This is a genomic window from Mixta hanseatica (assembly GCF_023517775.1).
GTDB classification, from domain to species: domain Bacteria; phylum Pseudomonadota; class Gammaproteobacteria; order Enterobacterales; family Enterobacteriaceae; genus Mixta; species Mixta hanseatica.
This window is the reverse complement of sequence record NZ_CP082904.1, coordinates 2,288,912-2,301,076: the sequence shown is the minus strand read 5'-3', so window position 1 is coordinate 2,301,076 and position 12,165 is coordinate 2,288,912. Positions and strand designations below refer to the sequence as shown.

Below are 12,165 nucleotides of genomic sequence, written 5' to 3'. Positions count from 1 at the left end.
CTTTCTGACCTGCAACAGAGGCGGTTTATGAAAGATTTCACCAGTAAAGTTCATGCGTTCGGCAAAGCATTGATGATGCCTATTTCAGTAATAGCCGCAGCCGGTATTTTTCTTGGCGTCGCTGCTGCCATGCAAAACCCCGCTATTACCGGCGAAGCTTTCGCCAATATGCAGACCCCCCAACTGATTATCAGCTTTATCCGCGAAGTGGCCGGCGCGCTGTTTGCTAACCTGCCGGTCTTTTTTGCCGTCGCCAGCGCGATTGGTTTGGCAAAAGCGGAAAAGCCGACGGCGGCTTTTGCGTCGGTCATTGGCTTTATCGCGATGCATGTGGGTATCAGCGCCACGCTGGCGGCCAAAGGGCTAACGGCGCAAACCACCACGCCGGAGGCGCTGCAGCAGGCCGGAATGGATCAAACCACGGCGATGATGACCTCGGCGGAATATATTCAGATGCTGGGCATCTTCACCTTCAACATGAGCGTGCTGGGCGGCGTGATCGCCGGCCTGTTGACGGTGATGTTGCATAACCGTTTTTATACCCAACAGTTGCCGACCGCGATCAGCTTCTTCGGCGGACGACGCTTCGTGCCGATAGTTACGGTGGTGGTGCTGCCGCTGGTTGGAGTATTGCTGGCGTTAATCTGGCCCACCATTGGCGCCGGCATCGCCTGGGTAGGGGAGTTTATTGGTAAAAGCGGCCAGTACGGCGCATTTTTACTGGGCACTTGCGAACGTTTACTGATCCCCACCGGCCTGCATCATATCCTCAACGAAACCGTACGCTTTACACCGATTGGCGGCATCGCCACCGTGGATAATCAAACCATCGTGGGCGCCCTGAACATTTTCAATACCTCACTAACCCATCCGGGCTCCATCCCTGACGATGTCGTACGCGGAGCAACGCAGTTTTTAGCGCAGGGTAAAATTCCGGTGATGATGTTTGGCCTGCCGGCGGCGGCGCTGGCTATTTATCATACTGCGCGTCCTGAACATAAACAGCGGGTAAAAGCGCTGGTGCTGGCAGGGGCGTTGACCTCCTTTACCACCGGCATTACCGAGCCGCTTGAGTTCTGTTTTATCTTCGTCTCGCCAGTGCTCTATATCATGCATGCGCTGCTGACCGGGCTCTCGTTTATGCTGATGTCGATGCTGAATCTGATGATAGGCAACGTGCAGGGTGGCGCTATCGATCTGGTGGTCTTCGGTATTCTCGGCGGTGAAAAAACCCACTGGTGGTGGACGCTGGTGCTGGGGGTGATCTACGCGCCGCTTTACTATTACGGTTTTAAATGGGTGATCAAGCGGATGAAGGTGGAAACTCCGGGACGAGAGTCAGAAGAGCAGGAAGCGCCAGCACAGGCGGTTAGCGCTGACGATCGTACCAAAACCATTATTAGCGGTCTGGGCGGCGAAAATAATATCGAAGAGGTCGACTGCTGTTTTACCCGCCTGCGCGTGCGGGTGAAAGATATGAAAGAGGTAGTGGATCAAACCCTGATGACTACCGGCGCTAATGGCGTTAACCGGGTCAGCGATCATGATGTACAGGTTATTTATGGTCCGCAGGTGGAAAAAATTGCTAACGAGGTCAAGACCGCCCTGGGCGTAGCCTGATTTCGGACTTTTAACCAGCTTTGTTAGCCTGACCTGTACTTTAGGGGAGTAGAAACATAAATTAATTTTATAAATAATGGTGGCGTCTACTCGAGAACGGTTCGCCCGGTTTTAGTTAAAACCACACCTACGCTGCTTGCAGCCCGAAATATGCGTCCGTAAGCGGGTAGACAGCATAGTAATACCGTCACACCAGGGAACCACCTTACTGAAGCGTTTTCAAAACTCAGTAATTATATAAATAAAATTAAACGTAAGCGAAAGGCTGCCCACGGGCGGCCTTTTATTTTGCCGCGGCAAAGCGCGGGCGTTTTGCGCGGCTATCCGTGCCTGTTTGCGACAACAAGGCAGTAAAGAGTATCCTCGCCTATACTCAGTTAACGTATCAGCGTTAATGGAGGAACCTATGTCAGAACGCCCCGATCATAACAAGCCTTACCCGGACGACCACGAACATCATGGCTTACCTGAAGATGCGCCTCACGCCCCGAATCCTTATGAGGAAGATGATTTTGGCGCCAACGGCGCGCCGGATGAACAGGGTGAAATCCCGCGTAAACGCGATGACAGTACTGATGATGAAGAAAATCCTTACGATACCGATGGTAAGCATTAACCTTATCTGAGCCACTGAGCGTAACCCTGACGGCGCAATCGTCAGGGTTTTTTTGTCTTTACCGCAAATCCCACCTGATGTGCCCGTCTGTACGCTGTTTCGCTAAGTCAAACGGTGAGTAACGGCACAGAAAAGCGATTTCCTCTGTATTTTTATTTTTTACTGCCGATAACTTATTAGAGCCAACGCATAAGCGTTAATGTTGCCGGGAAAAGCCGCTCCCGTCGCGCCCAATAGATATCGCATTGTGAGCTTACGCCAGCCACAATAATAGCCCAGAGGTAAAGATGGATAACTTCCAGAAAGATATTGATGAGAGAGCGAATCTCGCCTTATCTAATAAGTTTGAATTGTTATTATTCCGGCTGGGGTCTTCTCTCGAAGGCGAAAAGGCTGAGCTGTTTGGTATTAACGTTTTTAAGCTGCGCGAAATTGTGCCAATGCCGACCATTACCAAAGCGGCGGGCATGCAGTCTCCTTTGCTGGGCATGGCTAACATTCGTGAGCAGATCATTCCTGTGATCGACCTGGCGGCCGTTGCGGGCTGTAAACCGACTACCGGGCTTAATCTGTTGCTGGTAACGGAATATGCGCGCAGTACCCAGGCGTTTGCCGTCGAGTCGGTAGATAATATTGTGCGTCTTGACTGGAGCCAGGTACATACCGCTGAATCGGGCGTTAGCAGCCGTAACATTACCAGCATCGCCTGCCTGGATAACGATGGGCAGAGCAATAGCCTGGCGATGGTGCTGGACGTTGAACAGATTCTGTATGATATCGTGCCTTCAGTGCGCGATGCGGCGCCGAAAGAGATCAAGGAGCGCACCTTTAAATTCAAACCGGGCGCGGTGGTTATCGTAGCGGAAGATTCAAAAGTGGCGCGCACCATGCTGGAGCATGGCCTGCAAACCATGGGTATTCCGGCGCTCATGCATAATACCGGTCTGGAAGCCTGGGAAAAAATTAAGACTATTGCGCGCGAAGCGCAGGCGGCAGGGCAGCATATCAGCGAACGCATTGCGATGGTGCTGACCGATCTGGAAATGCCGGAGATGGATGGGTTTACCCTGACGCGTAATATCAAACGTGACGAGACGCTGAAAAAGATCCCGGTGGTTATTCACTCTTCGCTCTCCGGCAGCGCCAATGAAGAACACGTGCGTAAGGTTGGGGCGGATGGCTATGTGGCTAAATTTGAAATTAACGAGCTTTCAGAGGCGATCCAGGCCGCGCTGGATAAAGTCGCCGGCTAATATCACGCTGCCGCTTCTTTGGCCGGCAGCGCTGTGACTTCATTACCTTACCTACGCCAACCAGGAACGGTTGGCGTACTAAATGCTGATGTTGCCGCTAATCAGCGCGGACAAAGGCATTTTTCAAAAAAGTTTATATCGACTCTGAATTAGAAGGATCTAATGAGTTACTCTTTTATTATTTTATGCATGTTGGCCATGCTTATCTCGGACTCATCATCATTAAATCCCCTGGCAGGCGATGTCCTACCGCAGCATTTTCAATCCGGGGAGGATAGCGCCACAGAAACTACCATCTATCTTATATCAAGCTCATCACAATATGATGAAAAGGTCATTGCCCGTATCCGGGACGCTTTTCATCTGCAAGGTTATCGGATTGATACCACCTGGCTGGACCAAAAACCCACGCTGTTGGGCTACGTGAATAGCGATGAAAAGCGAGCGCAAACTCTGATCGCGGCGCTGCTCGATGATAATGTGAAATATCTGTGGTTTGTCCGCGGGGGGGCGGGCGCCCTGAATCTTTATCCATGGCTGTACGCCAACCAACATCAGATTTTAGCCTCTTCGCCGAAAGTACTGATTGGGTTAAGCGACGTGACAGCAATTCACCACTATATTAACAATACGGTAGGCTGGCCCAGTATTCATGGCATCCTGGCTTCCCATAATCAGGAGATGCATAAGCTGGATATGTCGGAAAAGCTCAGCGTTAATAACAGCATCCATCAGGTTTTTCAGGCGATTCAGAATGGCGTAACCTACACCGCTATCGAACCGATGAATCATTCCGCCTTTGCGGGCGCGCAGGGAATTTTAAGCGGCGGCAATATGACGCTGGTTCAGTCGTTATTTTCTACCCGCTATGAATCCCATTATGCGAATAAGGTGATGTTGCTGGAAGATGTCGACGTGAGCTGGAAACAGTTGGACAGAGCGCTGCATCAACTGGAATATAGTACGACTTTTCTGCCGGAAGCGGTTATTTTCGGTCAGTTCTATCGTATTAATGCAGGGGATTTTGAAAAGGAACGTTACCGGGAGGTCATTCAGTCTTTTGCCAGACGGGTGGATTATCCGGTCTATTATTATCCCGCGTTCGGACATGGCGCGACCAATCAGCCATTTATACTCGCGCAACAGAGTAACATTGCCTGTCGGCACGGTGATGAGTATTGCCGCCTGACCCAGCCGCCTTTAGCTTTTGATTTGCTAACAAAAACAGCCATAGTAGCGGCACCGCCCGTTAAGATAAGATGCGATATGGCGCTGTGTTAAAATTTTATTTCCTCAAACAAGCCTGATTATTACTTCATGCTTTTGTGATGAGCCACTCCGTGACCGGGTAAAATAGCCGCAGCCACGCCTTATTCATCGGGAACCGGACTAAGTAAATTCCTTTTCCGTCACTTATTGAAATTAGAATAAATGGATATCAAACAACTTATCTATCTTTGCAACCTGGAGCGTGAGCGCCATTTTGGGCGTGCGGCGGAGGCCAGCTTTGTCAGCCAGCCAACGCTGTCGATGCGCCTGAAAAATCTGGAGCGCGAGCTGGGTTTGTCGTTGATCAACCGCAGCAATAACTTTGATGGCTTTACGGCTGAAGGGGAAAGGGTACTGGCCTGGGCGCGTGAGATAGTTTCTGTTTATCAGGGACTAAAACTGGAAGTGGAATCGCTCAAGCATGGCGTAAACGGGACTTTGCGTATCGGCGTGGTGCCTCAGTGCAGCGTTTCATTGCCGCTGCTGCTGAAAATGGTTAGCGATCGCTATCCTCAGCTCGATTACCGCGTCGCGGTGCTGAGCGCCGATCAGCTGCTTGAAGCGCTGAACAGCCATACCGTAGACGTCGGGATCGGTTTTTTTGAGCTGGCGACGCTGCGTGAACTGCATTTCCAGGCAGAGTCGCTAACGGATAACGGCGTCGAGCTGGTTTATCATCCTGCGCACTTTCCTCAACTGGATAGTTACGACAGCCTGCGGCTGGAGGATATTGCTGTGCTGCCGCTCTGTCTGGCTGAGCCTACGCGTTACTTCCGCCGCTATCTGGATGCCAGCTTCCGCGAAGCGGGCTTAACCCAACGCGTAATTTTGGAAAGCACCTCAATTTTTCAGCTGTTACAGGGCGTGCAGGTGGGGCTGGGCTGCCTGATAGCCCCGGTGGGGCATCTGTTGCCGGATATGAACCCCGATCTGCACAGCAGACCGCTGGCCATTGCGCCAATGGCGCGTCATGCCGCAGTGGTGATTGCCGAGCCGGGGCGCGCCACGCCGCTATCACAGCACTTTTTTGATGAAGTACGGCGCATCCTCAGCGAAGGCTAACACTCCCCCAGCGTTTGCTGCAGCCGGTTATGCCAGTTTGCCAGCGCTACCCGCTGGATCAGGTTAAACAGCTGATGCTGCGTCATGCCCTGCGTCAGCAGCGGTTGCAGATGCGCGGCGCTAAGGCGATCCGACGCGCGCGTTAGCTGGGCGGCCAGCTGAATCACTGCATGATTTAACGGCTGGCGGCGGCTGGCGGCCAGTGCTTCATCAATCCCATTTTGCAGCGCCAATAAAAAATCTCCCTGATAACGCCGGAAACAGACCGGACTGCCGTTAATCCGCGCGGCTACCGCCTGCGCCAGGCTCTCTTCGGCGTTTGCTGCTGCGGGCGGCAAGCTTTGCAGGTGGCTCCAGGCGTGCAGGGCAGGCGCATCATGCGCCAGTAGCCAAACGATGTCGGCAAGCTCAGGCAATGCCTGCGCCGCCGCTATCGCCGTCAGCTGCTGCTCGCTGGCGTAGCGACGCTCCAGCGGCGGCAGGCGAAAATGGTACTCGCCAGCTAACGCAAAGCAGTGCGCCGGGGCATCAATGCACTCATTGAGGCCGGGCAGCCAGCACACCGGCATCCCCAGCAACGCCTGTAGACCAGCGACAATACGCGCCTGGTAGCTAACAAAACCGACAATCTGGCTCAGAGTGACAATATCCGGCGTGGTTAAGCCCACGTCATCCAGCCGGCGCAGCGCAGCGGCGTCAATCACCGCCGGCTGGCCAGCCAGCTGGCGCGCATACTGGGTCAGTTGGGTCAGACGGTTGTTGCTTTCGCGTGAGGAGTCAGGGCCGGGCAGAGGATTAAGCCGCGCCGCATAGTGATTGCACAAGCGCTGAATACCAGTTACCTGGGCTACCGTCAGGGCGATCGCCAGTCGGTCATAGAGCGTCAGCGTATGGGTAAGCGTTGGCGTCATGCTGTCCGGAAACAACAGCAGGCTCAGGGCTTGTCCCGCGCACAGCAGCGGACGGCAAGCCTGGAAAAGCGGCGTCAGGATCGATTCATTCTGCTGCAGTCCCAGCAAGAAACGATCCTCAACCTCTGCGGCTTCAGGATAAAGCGGGGGCGTTTGTTCAGCGCGCGCGCTGGCCTGAGTTTCATGATACCAGTGGCTGTTGCCGGAATAACGGCGTGGTTCCATGCTCATTCCTTTCACAAGTTAGCCAACCCAGCGAAATAAAATGCGGTAAAACCGGGTCAGAACGGCATGGCTATCCTGCAACAAGCGCTGCGCAGCAGCAAAGAATGTTCGGTGATAACAAATAGCAGAAAGCTATAACGTTAACAAAAAGAATGGGGGACGTGAGAGTAAGAAAAGGGCGAGACGGTTGCCTCGCCCAGAGAACCTTATTTCAGTTCCAGTTCGTTCATCGCAGCGATGCTGAAACCACCGTCAACGTGAACCACTTCACCGGTGATACCACCCGCCAGATCGGAACACAGGAAGGCGGCGGAGTTACCCACATCTTCAATGGTCACGGTACGGCGAATCGGGGTAACCGCTTCGCAGTGCGCCAGCATTTTGCGGAAATCTTTAATGCCGGATGCCGCCAGCGTACGAATCGGACCGGCGGAAACGGCGTTAACACGCACGCCTTCAGGACCCATCGCGTTAGCCATGTAGCGAACGTTAGCTTCCAGAGAGGCTTTCGCCAGACCCATAACGTTATAGTTAGGGATAGCGCGCTCGGCGCCCAGGTAAGAAAGCGTCAGCAGGGCTGAATTCGGGTTTAGCATCGCACGGCACTCTTTCGCCATCGCTACAAAGCTGTAGGCGCTGATATCGTGCGCGATTTTGAAACCTTCACGGGTAACGGCGTTCACATAGTCGCCATCCAGCTGATCGCCCGGGGCGAAACCGATGGAGTGAACGAAACCGTCAAATTTAGGCCAGGTTTTTGCCAGTTCAGTAAACAGCGCTGTGATGCTCTCATCTTCAGCAACGTCACAGGGCAGAACGATGTCAGAGCCGAGATCTTTAGCGAACTCTTCAACACGGCCTTTCAGTTTATCGTTCTGATAGGTGAAAGCCAGTTCGGCGCCCTGTTTGTGCATCGCCTGTGCAATACCGTAGGCGATGGAGAGTTTACTGGCAACGCCAGTAATCAGAATGCGCTTACCGGAAAGAAAACCCATAGCTGTAATCCTTATGGTCATTGTTGTTGGCGGCTGCTTAGCTCAAAAAATGCGCAACCGCGTTAATCGACCCGGCGATTCTAGCACGAGTCTGTCAATAGCGTTAATCCGACCTGTCAGTTGGCGAAAAGCGCCGCAGCTGACGGAATGAGCGGTGGTTAAACCGGCGTATCGCGCCGCCAGGCGTCCGCGGTTAGCGCCTCGCCGAAGTGGCTGGCGATCATCCGCCGGGTTAAATCATGTAGCGGCGCAGCCAGCACGTCGGCGGTGCCGCCGCGCTCGACTACTTCGCCCTGATGCATCACCAGCACCTGATCGCTGATATGTTTCATCATGCCGATATGTTGGGTGACAAAAATATAGGAAAGCCCATGCTTTTCCTGCAGCTCCAGCAGCAGGTTAACCAGTTGAGAACGCATCGACATATCCAGCGACGCCATCGCCTCATCGGCGATAATCACTTTCGGTTGCAGGATCAGCGCCCGCGCCAGGCCAACGCGCTGCTTCTGTCCCGGTGCCAGCATATGCGGATAGTAAGCGGCGTGATCGGGCAGCAGGCCCACCTGACGCAGCGTGGCGTTAATGCGTTTTTCACGCGCGGGCGCATCAAGATCGCTGTTAAGACGCAGCGGAAAATCAAGAATGTGGCCGATACGCTGGCGGGGATTAAGCGCGGTGGACGGGTCCTGGAAAATCATGCGGATCAGCTGGCTGCGGAAGCCATAGTCGCCGTAGCGCAGCGGACGATCGTTAATCACCATCTCGCCGGCGCTGGGCTCGACCATACCGCTCAGCATTTTCGCCAGCGTCGATTTTCCCGAGCCGTTTTCACCAATAATCGCCAGCGTCTGCCGCTCGCGCAGGGTAAAGCTGACATCTTTAACCGCCTCAACGTGCTGACGACGAAACAGGCCGGTGCGATAGCGGTAGGTTTTGCTGAGGTTATGCACTTCCAGCAGCGTTTCAACCATCAGGGTTTCTCCATATTCAGCGGGAAGTGGCAGGCGAACAGATGATTTTTCGCCCCTGCCAGGCGCGGTGTTTCGATGCATTTTTTCTGCGCATAAGGGCAGCGTGGACCAAGCCGACAGCCGATAGGCAGATGCTCTAGCGAAGGGATCGCTCCCGGTAGGGTATTCAGCCGACTTTTATGCGGCAGTGCGCTGCCGAAATCGGGCATGGCGCGGATCAACGCCTGGGTATAAGGGTGGTGCGGCGTGGCGATCAAATCCTGGCTGGCGGCGGTTTCTACCGTTTGTCCGCAGTAAAGTACATTAATACGGTTGGCCCACTGGCTCATGGTGCGCAAATCGTGGCTGATCAGCAAAATCGTGGTGTTGTTGTTCTGGTTAAGGCGACTCAGCAGGCGGAAAATTTGCGCCTGGGTGGTCGGCTCCATGGCATTGGTCGGCTCGTCGGCGATCAGCAGACGCGGCTGGTTGGCCAGCGCTATCGCAATCATCACCTTCTGGCATTCCCCTTCGGTCAGCTCATAAGGATAGCTACGCATAATATCTTTATGATCTTTAATGCCGACGCGATGCAGCAATTCAATCGCGCGCGCATGGCGCCAGCGAAAGCGCTGGTACCAGCGGCCTTTCCAGGTCCAGCCGGGGATCGCCTGCATCAGCTGACGACCTACGCGGGCGGAGGGATCGAGACAGGATTGCGGCTCCTGAAAAATCATCGAGACATTATGGCCAACGATGCGACGACGCTCACGCGGCGAAAGGCGCAGTAGGTCAATGTCATTAAAGCGCATACGGTCAGCGCTGATGCGCCAGTTATCCTTGGTCACGCCGCAAATAGCTTTGGCAATCAGGCTCTTACCGGAGCCGGATTCCCCCACCAGCCCGCGAATTTCCCCTTCGTTCAGCGTCAGGTTAACGCGATCGACCGCCTTGACCGGCCCATCGGCAGTCATAAATTCAATGGTCAGGTTACGAATATCAAGTAACGGCATTATTCCACTCCCGCCACGATGGCGCGGCGAATTCCGTCGCCCAACAGATTGATGATCAAAACGCTAAGCATAATCGCGGCGCCAGGCAGCATCACTGTCCAGGGGGCGACGTAGATCAGCTCCAGCGCATCGCCCAGCATCGAACCCCATTCCGGCGAGGGCAACTGCGCGCCGAGATCGAGAAAGCCGAGCGCCGCAATATCCAAAATGGCCATAGAGAGCGCGCGGGTGAATTCACTCACCAGCAGCGGCAGAATATTGGGCAGAATGGCATGCCAGAGAATATTCTTGTTACTGGCCCCATCCAGACGCGCGGCGACAATATAATCTTTTTCCAGCTCATCATGCACGGCGGTATAAATCGCCCGTACCAGACGCGGTAGCAGCGCCAGCCAGACCGCCAGCATCACGTGTCCCAGGCCTGGCCCAATAAACGCCACCACCACGATCGCCAGCAGCAGGGACGGGATCGAGAGCAGCGTATCCAGAATGTGATTCATCACCGCTGAGCGTAACCCGCGCGTTATCCCCGCCAGTACGCCCAGCACTACCGCGCAGAGCGCCGCCGCCAGCGTCACCAGCAGCGCGGCGCCTACGGTCGGTGCTGCGCCGCTCAGTAAACGGCTCAGCACGTCGCGGCCGAGATCGTCGGTGCCGAGAAAAAACGAAACATCGCCATAGCGCGACCAGGAGGGCGGCAGCAGCTGATAGCCCAGAAATTGCTGGTCAAGGCCGTACGGTGCCAGCCAGCCGCCAAACAGGCAGAGCAGCAGCAGAGCGATAAAGCCGTAAAAACCCACCATTGCGCTGGTGTCGTGATAGAAAAGCCGCCACGTATAGCGAAACGGGCTGGGAAGACGCTTCTCGGCGTAAATATTATCGGAGGGCATACATCCCCACTGTAGGCTGTTCGAACGTGTGTTGATTTTCTTTATTTTTTGACTTCATATCAATCGTTTAAGTCGTTTCATTGGATTGGGATGCATTAGCGCGATTGGGTTTGCGTCGTCCTGATTCAGGGTTTTTATCTACCCTGTTGTATAGTTTGACCGGGAGTATACAGGTGCTGGCAGCCACTCCCCTTAGGAAGGCTTCATTCCTTTACCGCTACCGATAGCAGGGTAAACCTGTACAGCTTAGCATAGGTGAAACTCCCTCTGTAGCATTGTCTCCGGCGAGAGTTCGGCGGCAGCAACGAATCCTTGAAATTCAAGAGCGATAAAGGACCCAGCACACGCCATGCCTGTCATGTCAGTTCATCTTTTTAGATAAAAGCTATCGATTTGATAGGTGAAAATTTAGGGCCGATTTTTATTTTATGACTACCTTTTTTTGTTACAAAAACAATGAAGGGAAAAAGATGGCGAAGTTTTATTACGTTGAGAAACTATCACAGCAGACGATTAAATATCAGGTCCATTCTGAAGGCTGCGCGTTGCTGCCTGCCTGGGGTAAACGGGATTTTTTGGGAACCTTTTACCACGAGCGGGACGCAGTAAAAGTGTCTCGGTTGCGGCATGTTGCTACCGCTCCCTGTTCAGAATGCTTCGATAATCCGAAAAAATATCGCATAAAAATTTAACCGCCTCCGGGCGGTTTTTTTGCGCATTCGCATGCGCCTCAACGTGGTCAACTCCGTTGATGATATTGATGGTCTGTGATGAGGAGAATGACCCATTATGGGCCATCCTGAAAATACCTGCGCTATGGCTGATGCTTATTGGCTATTCCTACTGTTTTATGCGGTATCGCTCTGTCGGCTGCGGCCAGTGTTCCGCTGTCATATTACTGGGTGCAGATTGCACTATTTATGTTTGTCGGCCTGACAATGAAGATGCTTGTGCCGTTAGTTTATGTCCGGCTGACTGAAATCCTGCCCACGAGAAAAGCGGTACCTGCGGTGGCATTCGTAGGTGCATGCAGCAATTTCATTGGACAGTTTGGCGGCCCGCTGGTTGCCGGCTATCTCAAGCATCTGGGTGGCGGTACCGATATGACGCTGGCATGGGGGGTTCTGGGCCTGTTCTCCATTGTAGGCGGGGTGCTGTTTGCCCTTGCGGTAGGACGGGAAGAGAGTATCTGGGACATCAGACAGGCTTTCCGTGCCTCTTCTCGCCGGGCTCTTTCCGCCAGGGAGTAACGAATCACAGCCAGCTCTCCAGTAGCGGGAGCTGGCCTGGCTGGGGGTGTCGGTGCCAGATTTGCCGTTGCCAATGGTTTAAACCGTACAAAATCGTTTCGGCAGTAGCTT

The 12,165-nt window shown here is 53.8% G+C and carries 12 protein-coding genes; 7 read left to right on the top strand and 5 right to left on the bottom strand.

The window, feature by feature from the left end:
- Window positions 1-27: 27 nt before the first annotated feature.
- The 5 genes from K6958_RS11080 (at window position 28) to K6958_RS11060 (ending at window position 5,820) form a co-directional block, all read left to right on the top strand.
- A complete protein-coding gene (locus K6958_RS11080) occupies window positions 28-1,620 on the top strand; it encodes a PTS transporter subunit EIIC (RefSeq protein ID WP_249891167.1) in 1,593 nt (530 codons plus the stop codon).
- 406 nt (window positions 1,621-2,026) lie between these two features.
- Complete coding sequence (locus K6958_RS11075; protein WP_249891166.1) at window positions 2,027-2,236, top strand: hypothetical protein; 210 nt, start codon at window positions 2,027-2,029, stop codon at window positions 2,234-2,236.
- Between the two features lie 287 nt (window positions 2,237-2,523).
- Window positions 2,524-3,489 (top strand): chemotaxis protein, encoded by a 966-nt coding sequence (locus K6958_RS11070; RefSeq protein ID WP_249891165.1) that lies wholly within the window; start codon window positions 2,524-2,526, stop codon window positions 3,487-3,489.
- 162 nt (window positions 3,490-3,651) lie between these two features.
- Entirely contained in the window at window positions 3,652-4,770 is a 1,119-nt protein-coding gene (locus tag K6958_RS11065) for an LD-carboxypeptidase (protein ID WP_249891164.1), read from the top strand.
- A gap of 150 nt (window positions 4,771-4,920) precedes the next feature.
- On the top strand, window positions 4,921-5,820 hold the full coding sequence (locus tag K6958_RS11060) for a LysR family transcriptional regulator (protein ID WP_249891163.1): 900 nt from the start codon (window positions 4,921-4,923) through the stop codon (window positions 5,818-5,820).
- On the opposite strand, the gene K6958_RS11055 is transcribed toward K6958_RS11060, so the two are convergent.
- From K6958_RS11055 to sapC, 5 genes are all read right to left on the bottom strand, one after another.
- Complete coding sequence (locus K6958_RS11055; protein WP_249891162.1) at window positions 5,817-6,956, bottom strand: CMD domain-containing protein; 1,140 nt, start codon at window positions 6,954-6,956, stop codon at window positions 5,817-5,819. The genes K6958_RS11060 and K6958_RS11055 overlap by 4 nt on opposite strands.
- Before the next feature lie 206 nt (window positions 6,957-7,162).
- A complete protein-coding gene (gene fabI / locus K6958_RS11050) occupies window positions 7,163-7,951 on the bottom strand; it encodes an enoyl-ACP reductase FabI (RefSeq protein ID WP_013509224.1) in 789 nt (262 codons plus the stop codon).
- Between the two features lie 158 nt (window positions 7,952-8,109).
- Complete coding sequence (gene sapF / locus K6958_RS11045) at window positions 8,110-8,922, bottom strand: putrescine export ABC transporter ATP-binding protein SapF (RefSeq protein WP_249891161.1); 813 nt, start codon at window positions 8,920-8,922, stop codon at window positions 8,110-8,112.
- On the bottom strand, window positions 8,922-9,914 hold the full coding sequence (gene sapD, locus K6958_RS11040) for a putrescine export ABC transporter ATP-binding protein SapD (RefSeq protein WP_249891160.1): 993 nt from the start codon (window positions 9,912-9,914) through the stop codon (window positions 8,922-8,924). The genes sapF and sapD overlap by 1 nt, the downstream gene beginning before the upstream one ends.
- The gene (gene sapC, locus K6958_RS11035; protein WP_249891159.1) at window positions 9,914-10,804 is read right to left on the bottom strand and encodes a putrescine export ABC transporter permease SapC; all 891 of its coding nucleotides are present in this window, start codon (window positions 10,802-10,804) and stop codon (window positions 9,914-9,916) included. Before sapC ends, sapD begins: the two co-directional genes overlap by 1 nt.
- Window positions 10,805-11,274: 470 nt before the next feature.
- On the opposite strand from sapC, the gene K6958_RS11030 reads away from it, so the two are divergent.
- Both K6958_RS11030 and K6958_RS11025 read left to right on the top strand, forming a co-directional pair.
- Window positions 11,275-11,496 carry a hypothetical protein gene (locus K6958_RS11030; RefSeq protein WP_249891158.1) on the top strand — a complete coding sequence of 74 codons (222 nt, stop codon included), beginning with the start codon at window positions 11,275-11,277 and terminating at the stop codon, window positions 11,494-11,496.
- A gap of 138 nt (window positions 11,497-11,634) precedes the next feature.
- On the top strand, window positions 11,635-12,054 hold the full coding sequence (locus tag K6958_RS11025) for an MFS transporter (RefSeq protein WP_249891157.1): 420 nt from the start codon (window positions 11,635-11,637) through the stop codon (window positions 12,052-12,054).
- Window positions 12,055-12,165: the final 111 nt, after the last annotated feature.

Excerpts from the sequence above, each read along its gene's own strand:
- fabI (WP_013509224.1), bottom strand. The coding sequence starts at position 7,951 with ATGGGTTTTCTTTCCGGTAAGCGCATTCTGATTACTGGCGTTGCCAGT.
- K6958_RS11060 (WP_249891163.1), top strand. The coding sequence starts at position 4,921 with ATGGATATCAAACAACTTATCTATCTTTGCAACCTGGAGCGTGAGCGC.
- K6958_RS11030 (WP_249891158.1), top strand. The coding sequence starts at position 11,275 with ATGGCGAAGTTTTATTACGTTGAGAAACTATCACAGCAGACGATTAAA.
- sapF (WP_249891161.1), bottom strand. The coding sequence starts at position 8,922 with ATGGTTGAAACGCTGCTGGAAGTGCATAACCTCAGCAAAACCTACCGC.
- K6958_RS11070 (WP_249891165.1), top strand. The coding sequence starts at position 2,524 with ATGGATAACTTCCAGAAAGATATTGATGAGAGAGCGAATCTCGCCTTA.
- K6958_RS11075 (WP_249891166.1), top strand. The coding sequence starts at position 2,027 with ATGTCAGAACGCCCCGATCATAACAAGCCTTACCCGGACGACCACGAA.
- sapC (WP_249891159.1), bottom strand. The coding sequence starts at position 10,804 with ATGCCCTCCGATAATATTTACGCCGAGAAGCGTCTTCCCAGCCCGTTT.
- K6958_RS11080 (WP_249891167.1), top strand. The coding sequence starts at position 28 with ATGAAAGATTTCACCAGTAAAGTTCATGCGTTCGGCAAAGCATTGATG.
- sapD (WP_249891160.1), bottom strand. The coding sequence starts at position 9,914 with ATGCCGTTACTTGATATTCGTAACCTGACCATTGAATTTATGACTGCC.
- K6958_RS11055 (WP_249891162.1), bottom strand. The coding sequence starts at position 6,956 with ATGGAACCACGCCGTTATTCCGGCAACAGCCACTGGTATCATGAAACT.
- K6958_RS11065 (WP_249891164.1), top strand. The coding sequence starts at position 3,652 with ATGAGTTACTCTTTTATTATTTTATGCATGTTGGCCATGCTTATCTCG.